This window comes from Gordonia marina (assembly GCF_052036135.1).
Taxonomy (GTDB): domain Bacteria; phylum Actinomycetota; class Actinomycetes; order Mycobacteriales; family Mycobacteriaceae; genus Gordonia.
This window is the reverse complement of sequence record NZ_JBPSDN010000038.1, coordinates 21,923-35,333: the sequence shown is the minus strand read 5'-3', so window position 1 is coordinate 35,333 and position 13,411 is coordinate 21,923. Positions and strand designations below refer to the sequence as shown.

General features: G+C 71.6%; 13 protein-coding genes. 6 read left to right on the top strand and 7 right to left on the bottom strand.

All coding sequences use genetic code 11. The annotated features are described in order from the left end of the window. The first annotated feature begins 440 nt into the window (after positions 1–440). Genes rplN through ACSEEN_RS18290 form a run of 4 tightly spaced genes read left to right on the top strand, consistent with a single transcriptional unit; the run spans position 441 to position 1,897 of the window. Positions 441–809 carry a 50S ribosomal protein L14 gene (gene rplN / locus ACSEEN_RS18305; RefSeq protein WP_247864943.1) on the top strand — a complete coding sequence of 123 codons (369 nt, stop codon included), beginning with the start codon at positions 441–443 and terminating at the stop codon, positions 807–809. Between the two features lie 2 nt (positions 810–811). Next, positions 812–1,129, top strand: coding sequence for a 50S ribosomal protein L24 (gene rplX, locus ACSEEN_RS18300; RefSeq protein ID WP_247864942.1), 318 nt, complete (start codon positions 812–814; stop codon positions 1,127–1,129). A 2-nt stretch (positions 1,130–1,131) separates the two neighbouring features. Beyond that, positions 1,132–1,710 carry a 50S ribosomal protein L5 gene (gene rplE / locus ACSEEN_RS18295; protein ID WP_247864941.1) on the top strand — a complete coding sequence of 193 codons (579 nt, stop codon included), beginning with the start codon at positions 1,132–1,134 and terminating at the stop codon, positions 1,708–1,710. A 1-nt stretch (position 1,711) separates the two neighbouring features. Beyond that, positions 1,712–1,897 carry a type Z 30S ribosomal protein S14 gene (locus tag ACSEEN_RS18290; RefSeq protein WP_247864940.1) on the top strand — a complete coding sequence of 62 codons (186 nt, stop codon included), beginning with the start codon at positions 1,712–1,714 and terminating at the stop codon, positions 1,895–1,897. Between the two features lie 143 nt (positions 1,898–2,040). On the opposite strand, the gene ACSEEN_RS18285 is transcribed toward ACSEEN_RS18290, so the two are convergent. Next, entirely contained in the window at positions 2,041–2,562 is a 522-nt protein-coding gene (locus tag ACSEEN_RS18285; protein ID WP_440713965.1) for a DUF4334 domain-containing protein, read from the bottom strand. 387 nt (positions 2,563–2,949) lie between these two features. Here ACSEEN_RS18285 and ACSEEN_RS18280 point away from each other — a divergent pair, with 387 nt between their 5' ends. Beyond that, the gene (locus ACSEEN_RS18280; RefSeq protein ID WP_440713964.1) at positions 2,950–3,174 is read left to right on the top strand and encodes a type IV toxin-antitoxin system AbiEi family antitoxin domain-containing protein; all 225 of its coding nucleotides are present in this window, start codon (positions 2,950–2,952) and stop codon (positions 3,172–3,174) included. A 27-nt stretch (positions 3,175–3,201) separates the two neighbouring features. On the opposite strand, the gene ACSEEN_RS18275 is transcribed toward ACSEEN_RS18280, so the two are convergent. From ACSEEN_RS18275 to ACSEEN_RS18250, 6 genes are all read right to left on the bottom strand, one after another. Next, positions 3,202–3,825 carry a hypothetical protein gene (locus ACSEEN_RS18275; RefSeq protein ID WP_440713963.1) on the bottom strand — a complete coding sequence of 208 codons (624 nt, stop codon included), beginning with the start codon at positions 3,823–3,825 and terminating at the stop codon, positions 3,202–3,204. 11 nt (positions 3,826–3,836) lie between these two features. Next, a complete protein-coding gene (locus ACSEEN_RS18270; RefSeq protein WP_298446419.1) occupies positions 3,837–4,073 on the bottom strand; it encodes a hypothetical protein in 237 nt (78 codons plus the stop codon). Between the two features lie 556 nt (positions 4,074–4,629). Further along, positions 4,630–6,912 carry an ATP-binding protein gene (locus ACSEEN_RS18265; protein ID WP_440713962.1) on the bottom strand — a complete coding sequence of 761 codons (2,283 nt, stop codon included), beginning with the start codon at positions 6,910–6,912 and terminating at the stop codon, positions 4,630–4,632. Continuing rightward, entirely contained in the window at positions 6,909–8,795 is a 1,887-nt protein-coding gene (locus ACSEEN_RS18260; protein WP_440713961.1) for a glycosyltransferase family 2 protein, read from the bottom strand. The genes ACSEEN_RS18265 and ACSEEN_RS18260 overlap by 4 nt, the downstream gene beginning before the upstream one ends. Continuing rightward, complete coding sequence (locus tag ACSEEN_RS18255) at positions 8,792–10,645, bottom strand: hypothetical protein (protein ID WP_440713960.1); 1,854 nt, start codon at positions 10,643–10,645, stop codon at positions 8,792–8,794. The genes ACSEEN_RS18260 and ACSEEN_RS18255 overlap by 4 nt, the downstream gene beginning before the upstream one ends. Further along, entirely contained in the window at positions 10,642–11,886 is a 1,245-nt protein-coding gene (locus tag ACSEEN_RS18250) for an NAD-dependent epimerase/dehydratase family protein (protein ID WP_440713959.1), read from the bottom strand. The genes ACSEEN_RS18255 and ACSEEN_RS18250 overlap by 4 nt, the downstream gene beginning before the upstream one ends. A gap of 175 nt (positions 11,887–12,061) precedes the next feature. Between ACSEEN_RS18250 and ACSEEN_RS18245 the strand changes: the two genes are divergently transcribed. Then, positions 12,062–13,411: PEP/pyruvate-binding domain-containing protein (locus ACSEEN_RS18245; protein ID WP_440713958.1), on the top strand; the 1,350-nt coding region annotated here is incomplete at its 3' end.

Below are 13,411 nucleotides of genomic sequence, written 5' to 3'. Positions count from 1 at the left end.
CGATTCATCGACGTCCACCACGTCCGGCGACATCACCCCCCGGATCATGCGTGAGACAGGGGCGCTCAGTCATACCGGACCTGGCGACCGCAGCTCCTCGGTGAAGAGCTACCTAGAAGGTAACGGGGGCGGCAGCGGATTGGGGGTGGCTCATTGTGTCGCCGGCTGAGCCGGGCGGAGGAACGAAGTGACGATGCCCGTGTCGAAGCCCCGTCCTCGGGCGGGGCGCCGTCGCCCGATTTGTATCTCACCTGCGTGAATACGTAGACTGAGCAGGTTGCCTGCGGTGCGTGCACCGCGAATCGGCTCGCGAACCCACTGGGACCTTCTCGCTTCACGGCGGAAAATGCCAGGCAGGCGCGTGTTTCGATGGCGACAGACCGTGTGCGTCGGGTCGGAAATCCGGCGTGCAGAAAAGTCCAGGTCAAGGAGACCAAGCAGTGATTCAGCAGGAATCGCGCCTGCGGGTCGCCGATAACACCGGTGCCAAGGAGATCCTTTGCATCCGCGTGCTCGGCGGTTCCTCGCGGCGATACGCCGGCGTGGGTGACGTGATCGTCGCCACCGTCAAGGATGCCGTCCCCGGCGGCAACGTGAAGAAGGGTGAGGTCGTCAAGGCCGTCATCGTGCGCACCGTCAAGGAGCGCCGTCGCCCGGACGGCTCGTACATCAAGTTCGACGAGAACGCGGCCGTCATCCTCAAGAACGAGACCGAGCCCCGCGGCACCCGCATCTTCGGCCCGGTGAGCCGCGAGCTGCGCGACAAGCGCTTCATGAAGATCGTGTCGCTCGCACCGGAGGTGATCTGACAATGAAGGTGCACAAGGGTGACACCGTGATCGTCATCGCGGGTAAGGACAAGGGCGCCAAGGGCAAGGTCATCGAGGCCTACCCGAAGCGCGAGCGCGTCCTCGTCGAGGGCGTCAACCGCATCAAGAAGCACACCGCGCAGTCGGCCAACGAGCGCGGCGCCGAGTCCGGCGGAATCGTGACCCAGGAGGCCCCCATCCACGTCTCGAACGTGATGGTCGTGGACTCCGAGGGTAACCCGACCCGCATCGGTTACCGGATCGATGAGGAGACCGGCAAGAAGGTCCGCATCTCCCGCAAGACCGGGAAGGACATCTGAACATGACCACCTCTGAGAAGGTTCAGCCCCGCCTGAAGACTCGCTACCGCAGCGAGATCAAGGACAAGCTGAACAGCGAATTCAACTACGACAACGTGATGCAGATCCCGGGTGTCGTGAAGGTCGTCGTCAACATGGGCGTCGGCGACGCCGCCCGCGACGCCAAGCTGATCAACGGCGCCGTGGCCGACCTGGCCCTGATCACCGGCCAGCAGCCGGAGATCCGCCGCGCCCGCAAGTCCATCGCGCAGTTCAAGCTGCGCGAGGGCATGCCGATCGGTGCCCGCGCCACCCTGCGCGGCGACCGCATGTGGGAGTTCCTGGATCGCCTGGTGTCGATCGCGCTCCCGCGTATCCGTGACTTCCGTGGCCTGAGCGATCGCCAGTTCGACGGTAACGGGAACTACACCTTCGGCCTGAACGAGCAGTCGATGTTCCACGAGATCGATATCGATTCGATCGACCGTCCCCGCGGCATGGACATCACCGTCGTCACCTCGGCCACCAACGACGAGGAAGGCCGCGCGCTGCTTCGCGCCCTGGGTTTCCCGTTCAAGGACTCGAACGCGAAGGACAACTGACATGGCTAAGAAGGCTCTGAAGATCAAGGCCGCCAAGAAGCCGAAGTTCGCGGTGCGTGCGTACACGCGCTGCAACAAGTGCGGTCGCCCGCACTCGGTGTACCGCAAGTTCGGCCTGTGCCGGATCTGCCTGCGCGAGATGGCGCACGCCGGCGAGCTGCCGGGCGTGCAGAAGTCGAGCTGGTGATCTCTCACCGGCGGCACTAGCTGCTGCTTGACGACGGCCCCGTCTTCCCATGAGGGAGACGGGGCCGTCGTGTGTTCGCGGTGCGCCCGCCGCACGGTGGTCGCGAACTCGTTCGGCGGGTGTCGTGCCGGCGGTGCGGGTGGTCAGTCCCGCTCGAGGAGGAAGTAGCAGGTCTGCTCGTCGCCGCGCCGATCCATCAGACCGAAGAGGGTGTTCTGGTCGAGGCGGCGGAAGTGGTCGATGATCGGCAGATCGTCGTACACCATCGCCGCGCTCGCGATGCCGCCGTAGTCGACGGTCCGCAGCCGCGCCCGCGGTGCGGTCGTGCGCAGCGCGCGGAACGCGGTCTTACCGCCCGGCGGCAGCGTGCTCGGCAGCCTGTCGGCGACCCGGTATATCGAACGCAGGGGGATCAGTCTCGGGTTCACCGCGTACAGGCGGCCGGGTTCGCCGAACAGCAGCGGATGCACGGTCTCGGCGTCGATGAACTCCTTGCCGTACCACCCCGCCGTCGCGAGCAGCCCGTCCATCGGGTGTCCGCTGGGGGCCACGGATCCGCGCCAGCGTCCCAGCATCTCGTCGACGCCGACCGGCGGCAGCGAGTCGAAGAGCTCTTGTGCGGCGAGGGGACTCACTCCACGTCGGAGGTCGTCGGCGGTCGTCATGATGGGTACCTCATCGTCGGTGGTCGGCGGACCCGAAAGGAACATAACGTCAGTTATGTTCCAGTGGGGCGAGACGCTACGGTATTCCGCCGGACGGGGCAACCCCCTGCGCCGGCGGTCGCCCGAACCGCGCGGAAAGCGACGGCCCCCGTCTCCCGGGCGGGAGGCGGGGGCCGTCGTGCATCGCGGGGTGCCTACTTCAGGCGTTCCTGCTCTTCGCGCTCGAGGCGGTCGCGCTCGGCCTGGCGGGCCCGCTCCTCTTCCTCGATCTTCTGCTCGTGCTCGTTCTTGTTGCTCATGGGCATCTCCCTCTGTCGCGGTCTGGCCGAAGTCGAGCCTACTGGGCGCGTCGTGGAACCGGATCGGGGCGGCGTGCGTCTAAGTCTCATGGGTATTGAGAACGGGGTGTTCAGCAGGCACGATCTGGCGCGATTGGGGGTGAGCAAGGAGGAACTGCACCGGTATCTGCACGACGGCGTGCTGGTCCGGCTGCGGCGCGGCTGGTACCTGCGCGCGGAAGCGCACGACCCGGCCGCGGTGGCCGCGGTCCGCGACGGCCGCTGCGGACGGTGGTGGAGCCGGACCGATTCACGCCGGCTGATCGACCACTGACCGGGGCGGCGAGCGGTCGCCGCCGGGTCAGAACAGCTGGTAGACGGTGTCGGAGACGGTGAAGCCGTGGCCGGAATCGTTGTTCCGGCAGGTGACCCCGGAGGTCCGCCCGAGGATACAGGTGAACGGGCCGACGGTCAGGGAACGGTCGTAGGGGAGGACCCTGCCGGTGGCGCCCGGGGTGCCGCCGCCGGGGAGGAACGCCGGATCGCCGTGCTGGGTGAACTCGCCCGGCCCGCTCGTGCCCACCTCGATCGCATTGGGCGGACCCAGCTGGTCGGGCGCCCCGGCCTGCGGGACGCGCGGTGCATCGGCCGGGAGCGGTCCGTGGCAGCCGGCGACGCGCAGGTCTTGCTCGCCCACCATGATGGCGCAGGTCCATCGGCCCGAGGGCGATGTGAAGTAGTGATAGCCGGCGAGAGCGTAGGCGCCGTCGTCGACCGGGGTCGCGACGTCGTCCGACCGGTCGCGGGAAGTGCTGGTGGGGACCTCCGAGGCCTGCGGCGACGGGGCGTCACCGGTGGTCTCGGTGACCACCGAGACGACCGTCGACGCGGCCGGGTGGGCATCGTCGTGCGGAGAGCGATCGCAGGCGGTCAGGGCCAGCAGCGGCAGCGCGGACGCGGCGGCGGCGGCGAGGAGGCGGCGCATGGTCGTGGGCGTCAGGCCCGGTCGGGCTCGGCGCGTCCGGTGAGCAGGTACGCCGCCGGCAGGACCCCGGCGGAGTTGACGACGGACAGCCCGGTGGCCCACAGCCACTTCGGGCCGTTGACCTCGCTGGGGGCACGCCCGGCCAGGTCGCCGAGCGCCCAGACGCGCAGACCGGCGTCGACGGCCGCACCGACGACGATCGCGGACCGCTGGGCGGTGGACAGATCGCGCCACTTCTTCTTGGCCATGGGGTGCTCCTGATTCCGGTGAGGGTCGGGGTGTCCAGAGTACCGATCGGGGGCGGAGCGGAATCGGGTTGTGAGGGGCGTTTCGACTCGAGCTCGGCTGGCGCCTCGCTCGGCTCAACGGGCGGTGGGTGTGAGTCGGCGTCTCGAGTCGACCGGCGGTGGGTGTACGGGATGTATCGGCTCGGGTTCGGCTGGTGCTTTGCTCGGCTTGACGGGCGGTGGGTGTGAGGCGGCGTTTCGAGTCGACCGGCGGCGGGTGTACGGGGTGTGTCGGCTCGGGTTCGGCTGGTGCTTTGCTCGGCTCAACGGGCGGTGGGTGAGGGGCGACGGGCGAGCAGGCGTTTCGACTCGAGCTCGGCTAGCGCCTCGCTCGGCTCAACGGGCTATCAAGGGCTTAACGGGCTGTCGAGGGTTCGGCTAGCGCCTCGCTCGGCTCAACGGACTGTCAAGGGCTTAACGGGCTGTCGAGGGCTTAACGGACTGTCGAGGGTTCGGGTGGCGCCTCGCTCGGCTCAACGGGCGGTAAGAGGTTCGGCACCTTGCCGACCGCCTGAGGTCAGGGAAGGTGGTCGGCGATCTGGGTGCGGGAGCGCAGGCCCAGCTTCCGGAGGATCCGGGAGACGTGGCCCTCGGCGGTGCGCTGGGAGACCACCAGGACCTCGGCGATCTGGCGGTCGCTCAGGCCCTCGGCCACCAGGTGTGCCACCTGCAGTTCGCGCCGGGTCAGGGCGGTTGCGGGCCCGGCCGGGCGGCGGTCGTCGGCGAGGGCGTAGCGGATCGCCTCGGCGGGGGCCATGCGTGCTCCGGCGGCGCGCGCGGGCGACTCGGCGGCGGTCAGCCGGTGCACGCGCGCGGGCAGCGACGAGCCGGGATGCCCGGTCAGATACGCCTCGGTGAGGGCGACGACGGTGTACGCGGTGGCCGCCGCGGCACCGCTGAGCACCTCGGCGCGCTCGGTGTCGCCGCGGACGTCGGCGACCAGGGCCGCGGCCAGCAGGGCGTCCGGATTCTCCGGACGGTTCGGGAAGTCCTGCGCGACGGTCAGACTCGCGCGCAGCAGCGCATCGGCCGCGTCGACGTCCCCCGCATCGAGGCGCCCGAGCGCACGGAAATAGTGGGCGCACGCGCGGTAATACTCGTCGCCGGTGCCGGCGGCCAGGGTCTCCAGTTCGTCGCAGGCCCGGCTCGCGGCGTCGTCGTCACCGCAGCCGTGCGCGGCCGTCGCGGTCAGTTGCAGCAGCTGGAAGTCGAGCGGGCGCAGGGCGGCCGGGTCGGCCGGCGGGCGCTCGGCGCGCAGCAGGGTGAGCGTGGCGGCGTAGTCGCGGACCAGGAGGTGCGCGAAAGCGGTCACGTAGGCGGCGGCGCCGGGGCGTCGTTCCGTGTCCGGCAGGCCGGGTTCGAGCTCGGCGATCTCGGCCTGCATCGGCCCGATCGCGGCGAAATCGCCCTTGGCGGCGCGCAGGGTGACGGCGTTGCGCAGCGCACGCGACCGCAGCTCGCCCGGGTCGGTGATCTGCGCCAGGATCCGGTCGATCCACAGCAGGCCCTCGTCGACGTGGCCCGCGGTCCACCACAGCTGCGAGGTCGGCATCAGTACCAGCGCGTACAGGTGATGTGCCGGGGCGCGGCCGTCCAGGCACCACCCGATGGCGGTACGAATCGCCGGGAGGTCGAGTTCGACGCGGGCGAGGCGGCGGGCCTGGCCGTCGTACACCCAGCGTTCTTCGAGGTCACGGGTGCGTCCGGCGTACCACTCGACGTACGCGCTGGTGAAGGCCTCGGCCACCGGGGCGGGCAGGTCGAGGTCCCGGCAGTAGGCGCGCATGGCGTCGAGCAGCCGGTAGCGCATGGTGCCGGCGACGGTCTCGGCCACCAGGATCGACTTCTCGGTGAGGCTCTGGATGCCGTCGATCAGGGCGCCGCGGTACCGGAGGCCGGGGAGGGCTCCGCAGATGCCTTCGACGGCGTCGATGTCGAAGCTGCCGGCGAATCGGGACAGCACCACCCACAGTTCCCGTTCGGCCGGCGTGCACAGCTGGAAGCTCCACTCGATCGAGGCGCGCAGACTGTCCCGCCGGCCGCTGCGGCGCGGGTCGGTCAGCAGCGCGATCGGATCGGTCAGCCGGTCGAGGATCTGCTCCACCGACAGCGCCCGGGTGCGAGCGGCGGCGAGTTCGACGCTCAGCGGCACGCCGTCGAGTCGTGCGCAGATCTCGGCGATCACCGGCGTGGTCTGCGGGGTGGGTGTGAAACCGGGGTCGACGGCCCGGGCCCGGTCAACGAACAGTGCGACCGCCTCACCGTCGGACGCAGCGGGCGCGGCCCCGAGCGGCGGCACACCGAAGGTGGCCTCGCCGTCGACGCCGAGCGTGTGCCTGCTGGTGGCCAGCACGTGCACGCCCGGGCAGCGCGCGACGATCTCACCGGCCAGCTCGGCGACGGCCCCGGCGAGATGCTCGCAGCCGTCGAGCAGCAGGACCGCCCGGCGCTGCGCGAGATGGGCGCAGACGGTGTCGAGGGCGTCGTCGGCGGTCGGATTGAGGCCGACGGCGGCGGCCACCGCGGTGGGCAGCAGGGCCGGCTCGCCGATACCGCCCAGGTCGACCGGGATCACGTTGCCGCGCAGCGGTTCGTCGAGGTGCCCGAGGACCTCGAGGGCCAGCCGTGTCTTGCCGATCCCGCCGGGGCCGTGCACCGTGCATACCCGCCGGGCGGCGATCAGCGCGCCCAGCGTGGCCAGCTCGCGTCGTCGCCCGATGAAGCGGGTGGGGGTCACCAGGCGCGACGACGGCTGCGGCAGCGTCACGGGCGGGCTCCACTCGTCGGGATCGGGCTTCATCGGCTGCCGTGAGCGTACCGTTCCCGACGGCCGCCCGGCCGCCTGCCGCGGAACCCGGTCCGGAAGGCCGGCACCGGCGGATAGACCAGGCTCAGCGCGGCGCCGAGCGTGAAATAGCTGCGCAGGATCCGGAACACCAGGTACAGGGGAAGATAGCGCAGCGCGCGCGGCAGCAGCACCAGGCAGACGCCGATCGCCAGCACGAACTGCATGCCGAGGATCGTGGCGACCACCGGCTGCCATCGCTGTACCTGGAAGGTCGGCTGGAAGACGACGTCCGCGATCAGCGCGAACAGCAGGATCGGGGCGAGCATCGCGCGGCGCGCGGCGTTCATGAGTTGCAGCGGCAGCACGGCGGTGCCGGTCATGGTGCGGCCGTCGAGCAGCATGGCGCGATTGTGCGCGGCGAGATGGTAGATGCTGCGGAACCAGCGGGTGCGCTGCTCCCGCAGGTGCGCGTAGCTCGCCGGGGTCTCGCTGTAGTAGACCGCGCGGGGATCGGCGACGGTGCGGTAACCGGCGCCGTCCAGCCGCAGGCAGATGTCGGTGTCCTCGCCGTTCATGCCGGTCACCATGTCGCCGACCAGCCGCAGCGCGGAATGCCGGTAGATCGCGAACATGCCGGGCACGCCGAGGACGCCGCGGTAGCCGTCCAGCGAGAGCTGGAAGAACCCGTGCCGCAGGATCACCTCCACCAGGCGGACCTTGTCGATCCAGGTCTTCTCGGTGGCCGGCAGCGGGAGGCCGCCGACCGAGCCGACGGTCGGATCGGCGAAGTGCGCCATCGCGGTCTTCAGACAGCCCGGGCCGATCACCGTGTCGGCGTCGATCCGGACGATGAACTCCTCGGTGATCTGCGCGATGCCCAGGTTCAGGGCGATGGCCTTGCCCGGCGTGGGGCAGTCGAGCACGGTGCCGTCGATCCGCGTACATTCGGCCAGCGCGTCCGCGGCGGCCGTCGCGGTGCCGTCGGTGGAGGCGTTGTCGACCACGTACAGCCGGATCCGGCCGGGGTAGGTCCGCGCGGCGCGGTCGACGGAGGCGATGGTCGCGCCGATGTCGTGCGCCTCGTTGTGGGCGGGGACCAGCACCGCGACCGGCGGGGAGAACGGGGTGCGGCGGCCCCGGCGGAGCACCAGCACCCCGATCAGCGCGGTGGCGATGCCGAAGAACTGCTGCACCAGGAACACACCCGGCCCGATGCCGCCGAGCAGCGCCACATCCCGGAACCAGCGCACCAGGTCGCCCAGCAGATAGACGACGGCGAGGGCACCGCCGACGGCGAGCAACAGGCAGTCGAAGAGGATCGCGTAGGCCCGCAGCGGCACCCACGGGCTCAGCGGGCCCGGACCGGCGGCCGGTAGCTGCGCCTGCCGGAGGATGGTGTGCGGGAAGACCATCAGCGCCAGCAGCCCGGAGGCGGCCTGCTGGCCGAGCACCGGTATGTCGAGCAGCCCGAAGTGGGCCAGGGCCCAGCCGATCAGGTCGATCACCACGCAGGCCGCGACGAACTTGCCGGCCAGCGACAGTCCCAGAAGCAGCCGCCGGCGGCGGTCACCGTAGGCGTAGCCCGCGTAGGTGAGGAAGAAGAACAGCACGAAGATCCGGGTCAGCGAGGCGACGTCGCCGCGGTCGCCGGCCAGGATCACCACGTCGTTGGTGCGCGGACCGATACCGAGGTGCACCCGCACGGTCTGCACGCACATCGCCAGGATGCAGAGCCCGGCGAAGGTGAGGTAGAAACCGTTGCTGGCGCTGGCCGGGCGGTCGACGGCGTAGCGGGCGGGCGCGCTGTCGACCGACCGGAAGTGCCCGGCGATGCCGTCGTGCCCGGGGTCGTGGGCGGGTTCCGGGTCGTGAGTGGGCGCCGGGTGGTCGGTCACGGTGCGGCGGGTACCGGGACGGTGGAGCCGTCGCGGGCCACGGCGAAGGCGCCGGACGGGGTCACCGCGACCGCGGCGTCGGCTCCCAGCTGCGGCAGGACCAGTCCGTCGGTCTCCCCGCGCGCCACGATCGACAGGCCCGGCGCGGCGCCCGGCCCGGCCGCGGTCTGCAGCAGCAGTCCGGTGCGGAAGGCCGGGACGTTCAGGCCCGATCCGGCGCGCAACCGGTCGCCGTCGAGCGTGACCGGTGTGGTGACGCCCGGTGCGGTGCCGACCACGACGAACGGGTGGCCGGCCGGGGGTGCGCCGCCCCAGACGATGTCGGGTGCCGACCCGGCGGGGTCGAGCGCGGCGAGCACCGGCACCAGCGCGTCGAGCGTCGCGACGGCGGGGGCGGCCGCATCGGGGACGTAGACCGTGTAGCCGGGGCTCAGCGCGGCGGGGATCGACGCCAGGCCGCCGGCCGGGGGCGGGCCGAGCAGCAGCGCGGAGGAGTCGTCGAGCTGGATCGGGTACCCGGTGACGCGGACGTCGCAGCCGCCGAGATCGCGGTCGCGCTGCACGGTGAGGGACACCGAGCCCGTCGCCGCCTGTCGTGCCGCGGGCAGCGGGACGGTGACGGCGCCGTCCCGGCCGAGCGGGCGGCTCTCGACCAGGGTGCCGTTGAGCTCGACGTTCAGGATCCAGGTCAGGTCGCTCGGGGACGCGGGGAGGGTGAACTGGGCGCGGACGGCGCGGGGCGCCCGCCCGCCGGCGAGGCCGGCGAGCGCGTAGTCGGCCCGCCAGCGGCGGCTCTCGGTGATCCGGACCGAGCCGGTGTCGGCGCCGAGTGCGGCCAGCGGCACCTCGTCACCGGCCGGGCCGGGCACGGTCACCGCCAGCGGATCGGCGGCACCGGCGTCGCCGGTGGCCAGTACGGCCGTGGTCAGGTAGTCGCCGGTGATCGCGCCCCGCGGGTCGGTGAGGGCGAGCACCGGGGTGCCGCTGACCGCGCCCAGCACGAGTCCGGTGCCCGGATCGTCGCGCCGGTGCCAGTGGTCGTCGCCGGTCAGCGTGTTCTCCGGGCCCACCAGGACGGTGTCGCGGCGGTCCTCCGGCGAGATGCGGTCCGCGAAACGCACGCGGTGACCGGCGCGGGTGAGGGCCAGGCCGAGCTGCGCGGCGGCGGTGCGCCACTGCGGGTCGTCGTCGCGGAGCGCGATCGTCAGTTCGTGTCCCCAGCCGGCGACGGCATCGCGCACGGTGTGGACGGGCGTGTCGAGCGCCGCCTCCACCATCGAATCCGGCGCCAGATGCACCTGCATGCCGACGGTCTGGTCGGCCAGACAGACGGTGTCGCCGAGCGCGCCCTCGATGCGGATCTGGGTGCGCAGCCGCCCGCCGGCGACCTGCCCCTCCGGCACGGTGACGATCGCGTCGAGCTTCTGTTCGCCGTGCGGCAGCGAGATCTTGGCGATCTGCTGCCCGTCGGTCACGACCGTGAGGAACACGGTCGCCGCCTCGGGCACCTGCGTGGTGCCGCGCAGCCGCAGCCGGGTGCGGCCGGGGCCGGAGTCGGCGGGCAGGACGGTGGTGAAGGTGGCCGACGGCGAGTCGTCGGTGAGCCACACGCCGTCGGATCGTCCCAGGTCGGCGAGGCTGTGCGTGAAGTGACGATCATCGGGGACTCCGAGACCGCGGCCGTCGTCGCGGTGCGAGAACCAGTCCGGCCGGGCCAGCACGAAGGCGATCAGCACCACGAGCGCCACGCCGAGGACCCACCACGCGGCGCGCGGCACGGTCCGGCCGCGTTCGCCCGGAAAGTGGTCGGGTTCCTTCTCGGGGGTGGACGCCGGGGCGTCGCCGCTCATCGTGCCCCTCCGGCGATGTCGGAGGCGGCAGGCGCCGAGTGATCCGGTTCGGTGGTCGCCGCCGCGGTGCGCCGCGAGTCGTTCCAGTACGAGACGGCCGGAATCGCCGACCGTCGTACCCGGTCGGCGTACCGGCGGGCGAGGCCGACCTCGGCCAGCAGCAGGTCTTCGGTGAGCAGGATCGGGTCGAGTCCGAGTCCGAGCAGCTGGTCGTTGCGGGCGGCCAGGGCGTTCTCGTCGGCCTCGTCGCGCGGATTGGCGACCCGGACGATCGCGGCGCCGGTGGCCGACGACACCAGCCCGGCCAGGTCGGACACCCGATGGGTCTGCGTCAGCTGATTCATCACGCGGACGCGGCCGTCGTCGAGCCGGTCGCCGGATTCGACGGCGAGCCGGATGCACTCGACGGTGTCGTTGATGTTGATGAAGGCGCGAGTCTGACCGCCGGTGCCGTGCACTGTCAGCGGGTGCCCGATGGCCGCCTCCACCAGGAAGCGGTTCAGGACGGTGCCGAAGTCGCCGTCGTAGTCGAACCGGTTGATCAGCCGCGGATCGCGCCCGGTCTGCGGCGTCTGCGTGCCCCACACGATGCCCTGGTGCAGGTCGGTGACGTGCAGGCCGTCGTTGCGCGCGTAGAACGCGAACAGCAGCTGGTCGAGCGACTTGGTGAGGTGGTAGACGCTGCCGGGCCGCGTCGGATACAGGATCTCCCTCGAGCGCGGCCGCCCCTCCCGGTCCGGATAGGTGACCGTCAGATAGCCCTCCGGCAGGTCGGCGGGCACCGACTCGTAGCCGTAGACGCCCATCGTGCCGAGGTGCACCAGGTGCGTGCCCGGCGACACCGCGGCCAGCGCGACCAGCACGTTGTGGGTGGCGGTGACGTTGTTGTCGACGGTGTACCGCTTGTGGGCGGGCGACTTCATCGAGTACGGCGCCGCCCGCTGTTCGGCGAAGTGCACCACCGCGTCCGGCCGCTCGTCGGCCAGCAACTCGGTGAGGGCGTGATAGTCGGCGGCCACGTCGAGTTCGACGAACCCCAGCGGGTTCCCGGACACCTCGTGCCAGGCGGCGAGTCGTTCGGCGGGGGTGGCGATCGGGGTGAGCGAACCGGCACCGAGTTCGTCGTCGATACGCCGCCGGACCAGATTGTCGACGATCGTCACGTCGTGTCCGTGCGCGGACAGATGCAGCGCGGTGGGCCAACCGCAGAACCCGTCGCCACCCAGCACCATCACCCTCATGCGCCGAAGCGTAGGGGTGCGACGGGGCGCGGCGGCCCGGCTCGACGGCGGGGCGCGGCGATTCAGGTACCGGCGGCGAGTACGTGCGTACCCGCCCGGCCGGGACTTTGGCCTCGTGCCCCGGAGGGCGTCGATCGGTAACGTGGATCACACATCGCGGCTCCCAGGGGAAGGTATGCCGGTGGCTGAGAATTGGGTCCGTTCGCTCGGCGAACTCGGGCTGGGGGACGCGCCGTCGGTCGGCGGCAAGGGCGCGAATCTGGGGGAGCTGATCCGGGGCGGATTCCCGGTGCCGGGCGGCTTCGTCGTCACCAAGCAGGCGTATCTCGCCGCCGTCGACGCGGCCGGGCTGCGTGACCGGCTCGCCGCGCACGCGCTGCCGCCGGCCGGGGCGAGCGAGACCGAGCTGCTGGCCCTCGCGGACGAGTTGCGCGGCGAGGTGGCGCGCATCGAGATCCCCGAGGAGATCGCCGCGCAGATCGTCGCGGCGTACGCCGGGCTCGGCGACGATCGGCGGGTCGCGGTGCGCTCGTCGGCGCCGGCCGAGGATGCCGCGGACACGTCGTTCGCCGGGATCCACGACAGCTTCACCGACGTCGAGGGGACGCGGAATCTGCTCGCCGCGATCAATCGCTGCTGGCAGTCGTTGTGGTCTGCGCGGGCGTTGACCTATCGCCGGGTGCAGGGCGTCACCGAGGAGCCGTCCGTCGCGGTGGTGGTGCAGTTGATGGCCGACTCGCTCAGCGCCGGGGTGATGTTCACCGTCGACCCGCGCACCGGCGAGACCGACCGGATCGTGATCGAGGCCGCGCGCGGGCTCGGCGAGGTGGTGGTCGGCGGCCAGGTGGAACCGGACACCTACGTCGTCGGCAAGGCCGAGCCGCGGCAGATCCTCGACGTGCACCTCGGTGCGCAGGACTTCCAGTTCGTCGCCGGGCACAGCGCCGACGAGGTGCCCGAGGCGATCGACGCCGCCGACCGTGGCCGGCGCGTCCTCGACGACGCCCAGGTGCTGGCCCTCGCACGACTCGCCGTCGCCGCCGAGAAGCACTACGGCGCGCCGCAGGACATGGAGTTCGCGTGGTGCGCGGCGCCGGGCGGCGGGCAGGAGGTGTTCATCGTGCAATCGCGGCCGATCACCACGCTGGGTGGCGAGAACGGTTCGGGCGGCGGAGACGGCGCGGGACGGGCCGCGGAGGCGCTGGTGACCGGGCTCGGGGCCAGCCCGGGGATCGCGTCCGGCCGCGTGCGGATCCTGCGCGAGGTCGCCGAGGCGGCTCAGCTGAACGACGGCGACGTCCTCGTCGCCCCCATGACTCGTCCGGACTGGCTGCCGGTGCTGCGGCGCGCGTCGGCGATCGTCACCGACGGCGGCGGGATCACCTGCCACGCGGCGATCGTCGGGCGCGAGCTCGGCAAACCGGTGGTGGTCGGGGCGCGCGGAGCCACGGGCACCCTCGTCGAGGGTGCCGTCGTGACGGTTGACGGCAGCGCGGGCACGGTCTCGGGGGGCGCTGCGCCCGCC

What these genes read in the sequence shown, in the direction of transcription:
- rplX (WP_247864942.1), top strand. Translation starts at nt 812, where the DNA reads ATGAAGGTGCACAAGGGTGACACCGTGATCGTCATCGCGGGTAAGGAC.
- rplE (WP_247864941.1), top strand. Translation starts at nt 1,132, where the DNA reads ATGACCACCTCTGAGAAGGTTCAGCCCCGCCTGAAGACTCGCTACCGC.
- ACSEEN_RS18290 (WP_247864940.1), top strand. Translation starts at nt 1,712, where the DNA reads ATGGCTAAGAAGGCTCTGAAGATCAAGGCCGCCAAGAAGCCGAAGTTC.
- ACSEEN_RS18285 (WP_440713965.1), bottom strand. Translation starts at nt 2,562, where the DNA reads ATGACGACCGCCGACGACCTCCGACGTGGAGTGAGTCCCCTCGCCGCA.
- ACSEEN_RS18280 (WP_440713964.1), top strand. Translation starts at nt 2,950, where the DNA reads ATGGGTATTGAGAACGGGGTGTTCAGCAGGCACGATCTGGCGCGATTG.
- ACSEEN_RS18275 (WP_440713963.1), bottom strand. Translation starts at nt 3,825, where the DNA reads ATGCGCCGCCTCCTCGCCGCCGCCGCCGCGTCCGCGCTGCCGCTGCTG.
- ACSEEN_RS18270 (WP_298446419.1), bottom strand. Translation starts at nt 4,073, where the DNA reads ATGGCCAAGAAGAAGTGGCGCGATCTGTCCACCGCCCAGCGGTCCGCG.
- ACSEEN_RS18265 (WP_440713962.1), bottom strand. Translation starts at nt 6,912, where the DNA reads ATGAAGCCCGATCCCGACGAGTGGAGCCCGCCCGTGACGCTGCCGCAG.
- ACSEEN_RS18255 (WP_440713960.1), bottom strand. Translation starts at nt 10,645, where the DNA reads ATGAGCGGCGACGCCCCGGCGTCCACCCCCGAGAAGGAACCCGACCAC.
- ACSEEN_RS18250 (WP_440713959.1), bottom strand. Translation starts at nt 11,886, where the DNA reads ATGAGGGTGATGGTGCTGGGTGGCGACGGGTTCTGCGGTTGGCCCACC.